Here is a 13,040-nt window from a genome sequence, read left to right as displayed (position 1 = left end):
TTATGAAAAAACTAAACGTCAAAAATAACGAAACAGCTATTTATGGCGTTGGTGGTTTAGGTGAAATTGGAAAGAATACCTATGGAGTTCAATTTCAAGACGAAATTATCCTAATAGATGCCGGAATTAAGTTTCCTGAAGATGATTTATTAGGTGTTGATTATGTTATCCCAGATTATAATTACTTAATCGAAAATCGCGATAAAATCAAAGCCTTGGTTATTACCCATGGACACGAAGATCATATTGGTGGGGTTCCATACCTATTAAGAGACCTTAATGTTCCAATTTATGCTGGACCACTAGCGCTAGCTTTAATTAAAAACAAGTTGGAAGAACATGGTTTATTGAGAAGTGCTGAAATGCATCGAATTGATGAAAATTCAGTCCTTAAATTTAGAAAAACTAGTGTTTCATTCTTCAGAACTACCCACTCGATTCCTGATACTTTAGGAATTGCTGTGCATACCCCATCTGGGGTAATCGTTCAAACTGGTGATTATAAATTTGATCTTACGCCAGTTACTAACCAGCCACCTGGTCTTCATGAAATGGCTCGCCTTGGTGAAGAAGGCGTTCTTTGTTTAATGTCAGATAGTACCAATGCCGAACGGCCAGTTTGGACTAAGTCTGAAAAATGGGTCGGTAAGTCCGTTCGTCATATTTTTGATGAAGTTCAAGGGCGGATTATTTTCGCTACTTTTGCTTCTAATATTTCAAGAATTAAGACTGCTTGTGACACAGCATTGGCCCATAATCGTAAAATTGCCGTATTCGGAAGAAGTATGGAAGCTGCCATTGTAAATGGACGTGAACTAGGTTATCTAGATATTCCAGACGATGCATTTGTTGATGCTTCTGACCTTTCTTCCCTCCCTGCCAATAAAACGCTAATCCTATGTACTGGTTCGCAAGGTGAACCAATGGCCGCTCTTTCAAGAATTGCCAATGGTACCCATCGACAAATTTCTATCCAACCAAATGATACCGTTGTATTTTCAAGTAATCCAATTCCTGGAAATACGGTTAGTGTTAATAAGGTAATCAATGAGTTAGAAGAAGCCGGTGCAAAGGTAATTCATGGGAAAGTAAACAACATTCATACTTCAGGTCACGGAGGTCAAGAAGAACAAAAATTAATGCTTCGTTTAATGAAGCCAAAGTTCTTTATGCCTATTCATGGTGAATATAGAATGTTAAAGATCCATACTGAATTAGCTGAACAATGTGGAGTTCCACTTAAAAATAGTTTTATCATGGCTAATGGAGATGTATTAGCTTTAACTAAGGATACTGCTAGAATTGCCGGTCATTTCACTGCTGGAGACGTTTATATTGATGGAAATGGAATTGGTGATATTGGTAACGTCGTTCTTCATGATCGTCAAATTCTTTCTGAAGAAGGATTAGTTGTTGTTGTTGCTACCATTAATTTAAATAAACAAGAAATTCAATCTGGTCCAGACTTGTTATCACGTGGATTTGTTTATATGCGCGAATCTGGTAAGCTTTTAGATGAAGGTCGAAAATTAGTATTTAGAACCATTAGAAGAGCCATGCATAATAAGCACGCTACTGAAGCTACTATTCGAAGTGCGATTATTAATGACTTACAAAGATTTTTATTCAATAAGACCGAACGTCATCCATTAATCTTGCCAATGCTAATTATGAACAAACACTAATCTTTAATGAAAAAGCGAATTCATGATTGAATTCGCTTTTTTAAATAACTTATAAAGGAGTGTAATCCCCATTGCAAGCCAGATACCTGATAATTATCAATCCAACTTCCAATAATGGTAAAAGTATGGATACTTGGCAACTGATTAAGAATCAATTGGATGCCAGTAAAATTAATTATCAATATAGAATAACTGAATATCACAACCATGCAAGGTTGATTACAGAACAATATACTAAGGATTATTATGATAATGATCGCTTATATAACGTTCTATTGGTAATTGGTGGCGATGGGACAATTAATCAAGTTATTAGTGGTCAAAAAAACGCCCTCCTTAAGAATAAACAATTAAAAGAGTTTCCAATTGCACTAATTCCAACTGGTAAAAACAACAACTTTGCATTAGAAATGGGTATTAATAAAAATTGGCAGACTGCCCTACAAAATGTATTAAATGCTTCTACAGTACTGGATATTAATTTAGGTTACTACTTTAACAACTTTAATAAACGGTACCATTATTTTTTAAACAACATGGGAATCGGTTTTGAGTCCAATTTATTAAATAGTAAATCTAATTATCATTGGAAATGGCTTCAAAAACATTTTAAAAAAATTAGACGGTTTTGGCGCATTTTAGTTAATTTATATGCAATTAAGGAATTCCCCATGTATATGTATTTAAATGGCCATAGAGAGCAATTTTCAAAAGTAGTATGGGTATGTATTTATAATGGTCCATATTTTGACAATAATAAAAAAATCATGCCAAATGCAAGTATCAAAAAACCTTCGCTAAATATTTTAATAATGGAAAATAAAAATATATTAATAGTAACCTGGTCGATTTTTTTGATGTTTATGGGAAAACAACCTAAGTTTAAATCCGTTCATTCTTTTGATTGTAAAAGTATTAAAATTAGTATCCCATCAATCGAATATGGCAATATTGATAATGAAGAACTTGGTGGACATTTCTATAATGCTAAATTCGGTGTTACTCAGTTTAAATTAGTTGTGTAAATAAAAATAGTTAGTGATAAGAAAAAATTTCTTATCACTAACTATTTTTTTGATGGGACTTATGTAACAGCCCATTTTTAATCTTCGGAAGCATCCATTGCTTCTAAGATCATCTTTAATGTATTACATTTTTTAGTAAGTGTTTTCATTTTATTGCCATACTCTGGTTCAATGGTAATAGTACTATTCCCCTTGGCTAATATTCTAGAATTAGCTGCCTCACTGATTTTTAAATTCTCTAACTCCTTAGCCGCCTGTCTATATTCTACCAAAAGTTCAAATCTATTACTCACTGTAACCACTCCTAACAATATATATGAATTATAGTTATTTAGTTCGTTATTTAAAATAAAGCGTAAGGGTAATATAACACTAATTCATAAATTTGTTAATAGTTTTGCTTAATTTTTATTAAAGATCAGAGTTTAAATGCTCAATAAACATTTGATTTACCGTTTCAGCATAATCATTACTAGATGAAAAAATTACAATTGTGTCATGCCCTGCTAACGTTCCCGAAATACAGTCAAGACTTAAGTCATCAATAACTGCAGCAAGCGTATTTGCATAGCTAGGCAGGGTATGAATAACGTTAATAAATTGAATCTTTTCAGCAGATGTAACCGCCCCATTAATCATTTCATATAGATGGGTCAATTCATTCGGATTATCGTTCTTATAAACTGTATAACGCCAATTATTACCATCCTGTTGTTTAATAATATTCATTTCCCGAATATCACGAGAGATCGTTGCTTGAGTAGCATCAATTCCAGCTTCCTTTAGCTTATGCATTAATTGTTCTTGTTTAGAAATTGGAAACTGGTTAATAATTCTTTCAATTGCAGATTGACGAACTTCTTTTTTCATTAAAATCACTCCTTAATACGAAAAACTATCATACCCTAAAAATAACCCAAGTAAAGCGTAGACACCGAACAGTAAAATAAACACTGCGATTATTTTTTCATACCATTTAAAAATAACCGTTTGGTGATTATCATATTTTTGTAAGTAGTAAAACACAGGAATGCCAAACATAAATAAAATCGTTGTTAATAATATAAAATGAATTCCAGCTGCATATAAAAGCCAGCAAGTATAAACACTAGCAATTAGTCCAATTACGATATTCTTGTTACGAGCTGCGCTTTGATCGAATTGAATTGAATATTTTAACTGATAGAAAGCAGAAAAAGAATATGGAATCAAAATTGCAGCACTGGCAATCGAATAAAATAAATTATAAGCACTATTAGTGAATAAAAAGGTAAACATAAATAATTGAACAATAGTGTTAGTAACTATTAAAGAATGAACTGGGGCGCCGTTTTCATTCTCATTAATAAAGAACTTAGGAAAAGTTCCTGCCTTAGAAGCCTCATAGGGTAACTGACCAGCAAACATCGTAAAAGATAGCCATGCCCCAGCAACCGAAATGATCAATCCTAAGTTAACGATCATGGCCCCCCATTTACCAACCACCCTTTCTAAAAGTGCTGCCATTGCAGGTTGTCCTAAATGAGATAGGCCTGCCTGCTTCATAACTCCAAATGATAATAATGTAATCAACATATAAATTAAAATCACAATAATTAACCCTAGAATAGTAGCTTTTCCAACATCATTGCGATTCTTAGCCCGCCCAGAAAAAACCACAGCTCCTTCAATACCAATAAATACCCAGACTGTAACTAACATCGTACTTCTCACCTGGGATAAAACATCTCTAAATTCAAAATGACCCGTCTTGGTAAACCAAAAATCAGTAGTAAAAACGTTAAGCTTGAAAGCGATGATCATTACCACAATAAAAAGAAAAATTGGAATTAATTTTGCAATCGTTATCATCACATTTATAAAGGATGCTGATTCAATGCCATGTAAAATCATAAAATGACAGCCCCATAGTACACAAGACGCAACTAGAATTGACCAAATATTTTGACCATTTCCAAAAATTGGTAAAAAATAAGCAATGGCACTCATTAATAAGGTTGCATACCCAACAGTTCCTAATAAGGTAGAAAGCCAATATCCCCAAGCCGAATTAAATCCCATATACTTACCAAATCCAGCTTCTGCATAACTAAAAACTCCGGCATCTAGATCTGCCCGTTTTCTAGTTAAATTCTGAAATGTAAATGCTAAGGATAACATTCCGATGGCGGTAATCGCCCAACCAATAATGACTGCACCAGCACCTGCTCCAGTTGCAATATCATGCATAATGTTAAAAACACCACCACCAATAATTGCACCAATTACTAGTCCTACTAGTTCTAATAGGCTTAATTTACGCCTTATATGAGGCATTATATCATCTCTCCTTAATTATATGTTTAATATTTATACGATTTAATGAATAATAAGACACATTTATCAATTATAACGCAATTTTTTATAAAATGGTGATTTTTTTTATAAAAAAAGAACAGCATTAGCTGTTCTCGTTTTCCAATCAATCAAACTATTATTTAGTAATGCGGTCAATTGCTTCTAATTCATCACTAGTAAATGAAACGTTGTCCAAAGCCTTTAAATTAGATTCCAAATGATTAACTTTTGAAGCCCCAGTAATAACACTAGTAACTGCTGGATTATTCAATAACCATGATAAACTCATTTGAGCTAAGGTCTGGTTTCTATTCTTAGCCAAATCATTTAATGCATTGATTCTTTTTACAGCAGAATCAGTCCCATTATTAACTAAGAATCTGTTCGTACTGTGTAAATATAATGAATCAGGAATCCCGTTCAAATACTTATCAGTAAGTAATCCCTCTGCAAGTGGTCCATAAGCAACTAGTCCCTTATTAGCATTAGTTAAGGCATCAATCGTCCCATCATCTTCAATTTCACGATTAAGCAAATTATATGACATTTGATTGACTACGAATGGCGTATGCAATTCCTTAAAGTACTTCATGATTTCCTGTTCTTCTTTACTATAATAATTAGAAATTCCGATGTATAAAGCTTTGCCTGATCTAACTATTCCGTCAAGTGCTTCCGCAGTTTCTTCTAGACTTGTATTAGGGTCAAAACGGTGACTATAGTAAATATCAACATAGTCTAAGCCCATTCGTTTTAGGCTCCGATCTAATGCTGCAACAAGTGTTTTCTTAGATGAAAATGACCCGTAAACACCAGGCCACATATGATAACCGGCCTTGGTAGTAATAATTAGTTCATCCCGATAAGGCTTCAAGTCAGCACGATACACCTGTCCGAACATTCTTTCTGCAGCTCCAGAACCAGGACCATAATTATTGGCTAAATCAAAGCTAAAAATTCCCCGATCGAAAGCGGCTAAAATAGCTGCTTCACTGTCCTTAAAATTAGCGTCATCACCATAACTATGCCACATTCCAAAAGAAAGTGCAGGCAGCTGAAGACCCGAATTACCAGCTCTCCTTACTTTTTGATTATCATATCGATTATCGCTTGCTTTATACATTAAACTCACTCCTAATCTTATTAAAAACTATAAATAAATAATAAGTTGCTTTATAAATCCAGTCAAGAAATTGAAATCAAAAAAGGCAAACTCATTGGTTTGCCCCTTAATTTTACTTATTAAAATATTAGTTAAATAAAACATTCAGCTAAGAATAAATCGTTTATTAGCATCATTATCGTTTACTTTAATTCCCTATTTATAGGGCGTAATCCCATCCATCCCAATCATTGGATCTATTGAGTTACTTTTAATCAGGTCATCAGTTAAAATTTTATCTTTTGAACCACTTTGATCTGCATTTTTAGGTTGAGGTTGAGTTTTATTATTACCATTCATCGTCATTCTAATACGTTCAACCAAACTGGTCCTTCTTCGAATTGGATTATCGTGAACACAACGAACGAACGATTCAAAATCCCCAACCATTATCAATAAATTAGCTGCCCGTGTAACCGCAGTATACAATAAATTTCTTTTCAACATCCTTCCATATTGGGGGAAAGCTGGCAATATGACCATTTTAAATTCGCTTCCCTGTGCTTTATGAATGGTCGTACAATAAGCTAATGAGATTTGATCCCAATTCTTTCTTTGATAAGTTACCTCAACATCATCAAAAGCAATTACTAAATTGTCCTTACTACTATTTTTATTAATATCAATTCCTACAATTTTTCCAATGTCACCATTAAAAACATTATTTTCAGAACTATTGACCAATTGCAAAACCTTATCGCCAATTCGATATTTAAAATCTTTATACTTAACTTCTTTTTGATCTGCACTAGTTTTAGGGTTCAAAATTTCTTGAATAACAGCATTTAAATTGTCAACTCCAATCATTCCCCTGTACATTGGTGCTAATACTTGTATATCAGTAGCGGTAAATCCTCTTTCATGTGCCTTACTGACGACAAATGAAATCGCTGATTCCGCTTGCTGAGAATTACATGAAATAAAAGAACGATCAGACTGTTTATCCTTAAAGTTAGATGGTAACTGACCATTTTTAATATTGTGTGCTAAATCGATAATTGTTGAATCATTATTTTGGCGATAAATAGTATTTAATTCTAGACTTGGAATGACTCCTGATTCTAATAAATCACTAAAAATTTGACCGGGGCCAACTGATGGTAATTGATCCTTATCACCAACTAGAATTACCTTCATATTATTAGGGATTGCACAGATTAGCCTTCTAAACAGATAAGTATCTACCATTGACATCTCATCAACAATTAAAATATCACCATGAATATTATATCCATCAAAATCTTTGTCTTCATTATCGTCATCAATATTCAATCCCAATAGTTTGTGAATTGTGCTAGCTTCCACACCAGTCGTTTCTCGCATTCTCCTAGCTGCCCTACCAGTAGGTGCAGCTAACACAAATGGATAATTACTACTATAATCACGAATTGATAGTGATAAATCATGAATCTTTGCATATAAAGTGATTAACCCCTTAATAATTGTAGTTTTACCAGTTCCTGGTCCACCGGTTAACAAAAATAATTGAGATTGCATTGCTTTTTTCAAAGCATTAACTTGGGATTGATCATAATTGATTTGATTATCAAACTCAATTTCCTTAATCATCTTATTGATATAATTCTCATCTTTTGTTTTAGAATCATCATTATCCATAATTCTTTTTAAATTTTCAGCAATTTGCCATTCAGCATCGTAAATACTCTTTAAATAAATTCGCCCATTCTCACCAACAATTTTATTATCATTGGCTAGCTCCATCATTTGAGCACTAACATCGTCGACATTAACTGAACCATTTCGACTATCATTTAACAGTGACATCGAATTAACAACTACGGTTTGAACGTCAGTATAAGTGCACCCTTGACTAATTAATAACTCATCTAAAACGTTCATTATCCCAGCGCGAATCCTACCACCGTTACTATCATCCACACCAACTTTTTTAGCAAGTTGATCAGCCTTATAAAAACTAATCCCCTTGATATCCTCAACTAACTGGTATGGGTTTTTCCGAATTACTGAAAGGGTACTTTCCCCATATTCATCATAAATTTTAGTGCAAAGTCTCGTTCCAAATCCATAGTTACTTAACTCAATAATAATTTGTTCAAATCCATTATTATTTTGCACCCCCTCAACGATTGAATCACGTTGCTCTTGGGTTAAATCAACAGAATTTAGTACCTTTGGATCATGAATAATATCTTTAATTAGATTCGTTCCTAACGATTCAACAACCCTTTCAGCAGTTTTTTCACCAATTCCAGGAAATTCATCACTTGATAAATATGCAATTAGTCCCCGATTTGTATTAATCGTCTGCATTTCATACTTATTCACTTTAAATTCTTTCCCATACTTAGGGTGATTTATTAATTTCCCCTCAAAACGATAATCCGTTCCTTTTTCCATTTCACCAAAAGTACCCAGGACAACAATATTATCACTATCCCAATTAAAGTTCTTTTTTTGAATATTAACTGATATTAACTTAAAATGATTTTCTGAATCTTCAAAGATAATTGCCCTAATCGTTCCAACGATAAAAAAGGGTTCATTAATTTGAGGAGCGTTCGTTTGATCCAAAATAAATTCCTCCATAACAGATTATTATTTATGCTTCTTTTTTTGAACTTGAATAAATTTTTCAATATCACTTAACCGACTTTGACCCTTATCAAAATAGGTTTTATCATATTGCTCAGCTTTAGCAAAGTAATCGTCAAACGGTTCACCAAGCACCATGGATACGAGCCCACGATCAAAATTAGCCTTTCCATCATTCGGATTATTTTTTAAAATGACATCAAAGAACTGTGCAGATTCAGCAAAATTCCCCAGTGCCAATAAGCTATCTCCTAAAATCCGATTAACGGATGGATCCTGGCGACGCATCCCTTGTGCTGTCAATGCAAATACAACTGCCCGCTTATAATTCTTTTTAGACATATAACTTTGCGCTACCATAAGATACGAATCAAATTGCAATTTTTGGTCATCAATTTGATTAAATTGTTGAATTGCCTTGTCATACTCTCCAGCAGCATAATAAACGTTTCCTAATCCGTACATTAGGGTATTTTGGGCTTTTTTACTTCGATCAGCGAACAACCCCATCGCCTTCATCAATAATTCTTCTGCTTGATTATAATTACGTAGTTGAACTAAAAAGGTCCCTAAATCATAATAAGTTCTGTAATCATGCGGATGATCATCAATATCTTGAACTAATTTATGCAGTGTTGCATCCGCTGCCTTTTGTTTCGCTTCTCGTTGCTTGGCAACCGCCTCTTGGTGTTCTTGATTTTGATTCAAATCATTATTTTCAGTCATTATTATCACTTCCTGATTAAATTGTATCGGTTGAATCTAACTTTCTAGATAAGTATTCTGTATCGTTCCACTTAATCAATTTAAATGTTTTTCCATTGTCATTGGTCTCCAAAATCGTGGTACTAGTATTTGATAATCCCCCGCGCTTACGTAAGTCTGCTAACTTTTCGCCTAACAATGAATTAATCAGTGCATTCAAGGCTGCTCCATGACTCACTACCATTATATTTTGGTTATCTAACGGATAATCATTAACAATCAACTTAATGGCGGGTAGCATCCGTGCTACTACCTCTTGAAAGGTTTCACCACCAATTTCACTATTATCGTACTTTTCTGGATGTTCTCTAAAGTTATTAAATTGTTCTGGAAACGCTTTTTTTACATCGTCAAACTTTTGGCCTTCCATTTTGCCTAAGTGAAATTCTTCTAATCGATTCCACAAACTAATTTTTGGCACAAAGTCAAGTTGATTTCTAATCCGCTCAGCTGTGTATCTAGCGCGCTTGATTGGGCTTGCAAAAACGTGCTCAAATTTAATCGATTTAAAAAAGGCCGCTAATTGATCCATTTCTTGATAACTAGATTTTAAAAGTGGCGAATCTCCACCAGCCCCCTGGTAACGACTTTCTAAGTTCCATTCAGTTTTTCCGTGGCGAATAAAATAAATTTTCATTTTTTTACCCCATAATTTCTAATAAATTAATATCTCATATTCATTATAAACTGAATTTAGATAAAATAAAAACACCATACGTTTGCAAGGTGTTTTTATTTTCAGATTAAAATTTAAATATACTGAAGAACTTCTTCATTTTGATATGCTGCATCAATAATGGCGGAACCTAAGCACTCCTTACCATCATATAACACAACTGCTTGACCAGGGGTAACAGCACGTGCTGGATCATCAAAAATGACCCGAATCCGTTTTTGATCAGCGCTAACTTTCACGGTAACGCCACAATCTTTTTGGCGATATCTGAATTTAGCGGTACAGTGAAACTCACTTCCCCGCTCTGAGATATCATTGACCCAAAAGGCATCGGAAGCATCTAGATAATCAGCATAAAGATGCTCATTTTCATACCCCTTACCAACGTATAAGATGTTCTTAGAGAGGTCTTTCCCTACTACGAACCATGGACGATTATCTTTACCATCGCCACCAATTCCAAGGCCCCGACGTTGGCCAATCGTATAGTACATTAAACCGTCATGGTGGCCCTTTTCTTGACCATCAAAGGTCATCATCTTACCAGGAGTAGCGGGAAGGTATTGACCCAAAAAGTTCTTGAAGTTCTTTTCACCGATGAAACAAATCCCAACTGAATCCTTCTTATCAGCAACAGCTAAGTTTGCTTCACGCGCAATTTTACGAACTTGTGGCTTGATCATCCCGCCCAATGGGAACATGACCCGATCTAATTGATCAGCAGAAAGTTGACTTAAAAAGTAAGTCTGATCTTTGTTGGAATCGGTTGCCCGCAACAAATGATTATGGCCATCTTCATCACGATATAATTGAGCATAATGGCCAGTTGCAATGTAATCAGCACCTAATTCTAGGGCATAGTCCAAAAACGCCTTGAATTTAATTTCCTTATTACAAATTACATCGGGATCTGGAGTTCGGCCTTTCTTATACTCGTCTAAAAAGTAAGTAAAGACCCGATCCCAATATTCTTTTTCAAAGTTAACTGAGTAGTAGGGAATCCCAATTTGAGAAGCCACTTTAGCAACATCTTTGTAGTCTTCAGTTGCGGTACAGACACCATTTTCATCGGTGTCATCCCAATTCTTCATGAAAACTCCTACCACATCGTATCCTTGTTGTTTTAGAACGTAAGCAGTCACGGAAGAATCCACGCCACCACTCATTCCAACAACAACCCGAATTTTACTATTATCGGTCATTTGTTTATCACCATCATTTCTTTAGATTTCTGAGAATCCACGATTTGAAGGTCGCAATTTCCAGTATTTAATATCTTACTAACTAAAAGAAAGAAATGCAAATTAATTGGCTAATGTAAGCACCTTTCTTAAAATTAAGTTTTGAATTTGATAATTTAGCTGTTCAACATCATCAGGATGCTTGTCGTCCTTAAAAAGGTCTACCTTGCGTAATCCCTTAGCATCGGTAACAGCTAATTTCAACTGTTTTAAATCCTTACTAATTGATACTTTTAAATTAAATCCAATGTTGGGGTTCACACCACTTAGTAACTGTTTTAAAACAAAACTGCCATTATTTAATTTTTTAAAGCCCAAGTCTAGCAACGTAAATTGCTTAATTTCAGGACTGACTTTAAAATTACGGTCATCCCCAGTGAATTGATCAACATCTGAAAAAGCCATTGAGCATCCCCCCTATTTATCTTTTTTTAATCGATGGATAATTTTAGTAGTTTCACTAATGAATGCATTAATATCTTCCTCAGTTGTGTAATTACCAAAGCTGACCCGAATTGATTCACCAATCCGTGGACTTTGTTTCCCGAACATCGCAACTAAAACATGGGAAGGTTCAATACTACCTGCCGTACATGCGGAACCACCTGAAACTGCAATGCCAGCCAGATCAAGATTCGTTTGTAAAACGTAAGTTGAAATTCCCTTGAACCAGAGATTCAACACGTGATTTAGGTTTGCATGCGATACCTGGCCATTTACTTCAAAATCAATTCCGTTATCGGTCAACCCGTTAATGATCATTTCCTTGAAGTGGTAATACTTTGCTTGTCGACGCTTCTTTTCAACTGGGTCCACCAAAGCAACTGCAGTTGCAAAGCCAGAAATTCCAGGAACATTTTCAGTTCCAGCACGACGCTTCATTTCTTGATCACCACCCTTAATAAAACTAGGGAAACTGATCTGACTTTGCCGATATAAAAAGCCCATCATCTTCGGACCGTTAATTTTATGCGCTGAAGTTGACAACATATCAATATGGTCAGCCTTAACATCAATATCAACTAACCCGTATGCTTGAACGGCATCAGTATGAAACCAAGCTTGATGATCCTTTAGCAATTCACCAATTTCATGAATTGGCATCCGACTTCCGACTTCATTATTACCACTCATGATTGTAACCAAAATGGTTTCATCATCTAAAGCATCTTTTAAATCTTGAATTGAAATATTACCATTTTCATCAACGGGAAGATAAGTTACCCTAAACCCCTTTGTTTCTAGATACTGTAATGGTTTTAATACTGCTTCGTGTTCGATCGCAGTTGTAATAATGTGTTTTCCCAGTGCCTGTCTAGATTCAGCGGTTTGGATAATAGCGGTGTTATCACTTTCAGAGCCACCACTAGTAAACACAATTTCATTATCATTAGCATTAATACTTTTGGCGATTACATGCCGACTATCCTCTAAAATACTATGGGATTGCCGCCCTAAACCATAAAGCGTTGAGGCGTTCCCAAAAACATTTTTAAATTTATCGTTCATGTCGGCTAAAACTTCATCAGCAATTGGGGTTGTTGCTGCATTATCTAAATAAATTTCGTTCAAATT

Annotated in this window: 12 protein-coding genes; 2 read left to right on the top strand and 10 right to left on the bottom strand. The window is 34.6% G+C overall.

All coding sequences use genetic code 11. The annotated features are described in order from the left end of the window. Window positions 1–2: 2 nt before the first annotated feature. Together rnjA and ACSVI6_RS03665 are read left to right on the top strand one after the other, a co-directional pair. Window positions 3–1,685 (top strand): ribonuclease J1, encoded by a 1,683-nt coding sequence (rnjA, locus tag ACSVI6_RS03670; RefSeq protein ID WP_491716124.1) that lies wholly within the window; start codon window positions 3–5, stop codon window positions 1,683–1,685. Between the two features lie 71 nt (window positions 1,686–1,756). Then, window positions 1,757–2,710, top strand: coding sequence for a diacylglycerol/lipid kinase family protein (locus ACSVI6_RS03665; RefSeq protein WP_491716123.1), 954 nt, complete (start codon window positions 1,757–1,759; stop codon window positions 2,708–2,710). A gap of 77 nt (window positions 2,711–2,787) precedes the next feature. Here ACSVI6_RS03665 and ACSVI6_RS03660 read toward each other — a convergent pair whose 3' ends face one another. The 10 genes from ACSVI6_RS03660 to ACSVI6_RS03615 form a co-directional block, all read right to left on the bottom strand. After that, window positions 2,788–3,003: a hypothetical protein gene (locus ACSVI6_RS03660; protein WP_491716122.1), complete on the bottom strand. Its 216-nt coding sequence runs from the start codon at window positions 3,001–3,003 to the stop codon at window positions 2,788–2,790. Window positions 3,004–3,121: 118 nt separating this feature from the next. Beyond that, window positions 3,122–3,580 (bottom strand): arginine repressor, encoded by a 459-nt coding sequence (locus ACSVI6_RS03655; protein ID WP_491716121.1) that lies wholly within the window; start codon window positions 3,578–3,580, stop codon window positions 3,122–3,124. A 12-nt stretch (window positions 3,581–3,592) separates the two neighbouring features. Beyond that, on the bottom strand, window positions 3,593–5,026 hold the full coding sequence (gene arcD / locus ACSVI6_RS03650; RefSeq protein WP_491716120.1) for an arginine-ornithine antiporter: 1,434 nt from the start codon (window positions 5,024–5,026) through the stop codon (window positions 3,593–3,595). A 157-nt stretch (window positions 5,027–5,183) separates the two neighbouring features. Further along, the gene (locus ACSVI6_RS03645) at window positions 5,184–6,170 is read right to left on the bottom strand and encodes an aldo/keto reductase (RefSeq protein WP_491716119.1); all 987 of its coding nucleotides are present in this window, start codon (window positions 6,168–6,170) and stop codon (window positions 5,184–5,186) included. A gap of 195 nt (window positions 6,171–6,365) precedes the next feature. After that, the gene (recD2, locus tag ACSVI6_RS03640; protein ID WP_491720479.1) at window positions 6,366–8,777 is read right to left on the bottom strand and encodes an SF1B family DNA helicase RecD2; all 2,412 of its coding nucleotides are present in this window, start codon (window positions 8,775–8,777) and stop codon (window positions 6,366–6,368) included. 9 nt (window positions 8,778–8,786) lie between these two features. After that, entirely contained in the window at window positions 8,787–9,509 is a 723-nt protein-coding gene (locus tag ACSVI6_RS03635) for a tetratricopeptide repeat protein (RefSeq protein WP_491720478.1), read from the bottom strand. 16 nt (window positions 9,510–9,525) lie between these two features. Then, on the bottom strand, window positions 9,526–10,185 hold the full coding sequence (locus tag ACSVI6_RS03630) for a histidine phosphatase family protein (protein ID WP_491720477.1): 660 nt from the start codon (window positions 10,183–10,185) through the stop codon (window positions 9,526–9,528). A gap of 113 nt (window positions 10,186–10,298) precedes the next feature. Continuing rightward, window positions 10,299–11,426, bottom strand: coding sequence for a tRNA 2-thiouridine(34) synthase MnmA (gene mnmA / locus ACSVI6_RS03625; protein WP_491716115.1), 1,128 nt, complete (start codon window positions 11,424–11,426; stop codon window positions 10,299–10,301). A 102-nt stretch (window positions 11,427–11,528) separates the two neighbouring features. Then, window positions 11,529–11,870, bottom strand: coding sequence for a hypothetical protein (locus tag ACSVI6_RS03620; protein WP_491716114.1), 342 nt, complete (start codon window positions 11,868–11,870; stop codon window positions 11,529–11,531). 12 nt (window positions 11,871–11,882) lie between these two features. After that, a complete protein-coding gene (locus tag ACSVI6_RS03615; protein ID WP_491720476.1) occupies window positions 11,883–13,037 on the bottom strand; it encodes a cysteine desulfurase family protein in 1,155 nt (384 codons plus the stop codon). Window positions 13,038–13,040: the final 3 nt, after the last annotated feature.

It is taken from the genome of Nicoliella sp. ESL1106 (assembly GCF_058509965.1).
This window is presented reverse-complemented; position numbering and strand designations above follow the sequence as displayed.

What these genes read in the sequence shown, in the direction of transcription:
- ACSVI6_RS03635 (WP_491720478.1), bottom strand. Translation starts at nt 9,509, where the DNA reads ATGACTGAAAATAATGATTTGAATCAAAATCAAGAACACCAAGAGGCG.
- ACSVI6_RS03620 (WP_491716114.1), bottom strand. Translation starts at nt 11,870, where the DNA reads ATGGCTTTTTCAGATGTTGATCAATTCACTGGGGATGACCGTAATTTT.
- arcD (WP_491716120.1), bottom strand. Translation starts at nt 5,026, where the DNA reads ATGCCTCATATAAGGCGTAAATTAAGCCTATTAGAACTAGTAGGACTA.
- mnmA (WP_491716115.1), bottom strand. Translation starts at nt 11,426, where the DNA reads ATGACCGATAATAGTAAAATTCGGGTTGTTGTTGGAATGAGTGGTGGC.
- ACSVI6_RS03655 (WP_491716121.1), bottom strand. Translation starts at nt 3,580, where the DNA reads ATGAAAAAAGAAGTTCGTCAATCTGCAATTGAAAGAATTATTAACCAG.
- rnjA (WP_491716124.1), top strand. Translation starts at nt 3, where the DNA reads ATGAAAAAACTAAACGTCAAAAATAACGAAACAGCTATTTATGGCGTT.
- ACSVI6_RS03645 (WP_491716119.1), bottom strand. Translation starts at nt 6,170, where the DNA reads ATGTATAAAGCAAGCGATAATCGATATGATAATCAAAAAGTAAGGAGA.
- ACSVI6_RS03630 (WP_491720477.1), bottom strand. Translation starts at nt 10,185, where the DNA reads ATGAAAATTTATTTTATTCGCCACGGAAAAACTGAATGGAACTTAGAA.
- recD2 (WP_491720479.1), bottom strand. Translation starts at nt 8,777, where the DNA reads ATGGAGGAATTTATTTTGGATCAAACGAACGCTCCTCAAATTAATGAA.